Here is a 434-nt window from a genome sequence, read left to right as displayed (position 1 = left end):
CCCCCCACCGACATCTACCCATGTCGTGGTTCGTCGGCAGCGTCAGATGTGTATAAGAGACAGCATTCCTATACGCCTCCTGCAGAAAAACCTGTAGCAGAGAAGCCTGTTGAGGCTCCCAAAGAAGAACCAGCTCCGAAAGCAGAGCCTGTTGAAGAAGGGATTGCCAGAAATATTATCGGTATCTATAGTTACGAGTATAATCTTACCGATCACCTAGGCAACGTACGCTACACCCTACATAAAAACCCAACAACTGGATTGTTGGAAAAACTGCAGTCTGACGACTACTACGCCTTCGGAAAACGCAAAACAGGAAACGGTGGCACCAATAATTACCTTTATAATGGAAAGGAGATGCAAAATGAGCTGGGAGTAGCTGGTGATGACGGACAGTATGATTATGGAGCCAGGTTCTACGATCCTGTGATTGC

1 pseudogene is annotated in these 434 nt (G+C 47.0%); it reads left to right on the top strand.

Annotation, left to right across the window (positions count from 1 at the left end):
* Window positions 1–48: 48 nt before the first annotated feature.
* Window positions 49–434, top strand: a pseudogene (locus JHD69_RS21215) (hypothetical protein); the annotation flags it as partial.

Source organism: Pedobacter sp. ASV12 (assembly GCF_016429155.1).
GTDB lineage: Bacteria > Bacteroidota > Bacteroidia > Sphingobacteriales > Sphingobacteriaceae > Pedobacter.
Note: the sequence above shows the minus strand (reverse complement) of the source record. Positions and strands in the feature narration are given on the sequence as shown.